The following is a 269-nucleotide window of genomic DNA, read 5'->3' as shown; positions in this document are numbered from 1 at the left end:
AAATATGCATGATTTTTGCATGCGTAGAAATGCGTATATTTGAGCCCGTAAGTTAACGGGCGTTGAGAAGGAAAAGAGATATGACCGCCTTTGGTAAAAAATGGTTAACAGGTCTGGTTACGGGTGCGCTGATGGCCGTCTCTGCCGGTTCGCTCGCCGCCGAACAAAAGACCCTGCATGTTTATAACTGGTCTGATTATATCGCGCCGGACACGGTAGCGAATTTCGAAAAAGAGACCGGGATTAAAGTGGTGTATGACGTTTTTGAT

Annotated in this window: 1 pseudogene; it reads left to right on the top strand. The window is 46.1% G+C overall.

The window, feature by feature from the left end:
* Positions 1-80: 80 nt before the first annotated feature.
* Positions 81-269, top strand: a pseudogene (locus ACODJP_RS14085) (hypothetical protein); the annotation flags it as partial.

Source organism: Pleomorphochaeta sp. DL1XJH-081 (assembly GCF_049310885.1).
Taxonomy (GTDB): Bacteria; Spirochaetota; Spirochaetia; order Sphaerochaetales; family Sphaerochaetaceae; genus CAYZJV01.
This window is presented reverse-complemented; position numbering and strand designations above follow the sequence as displayed.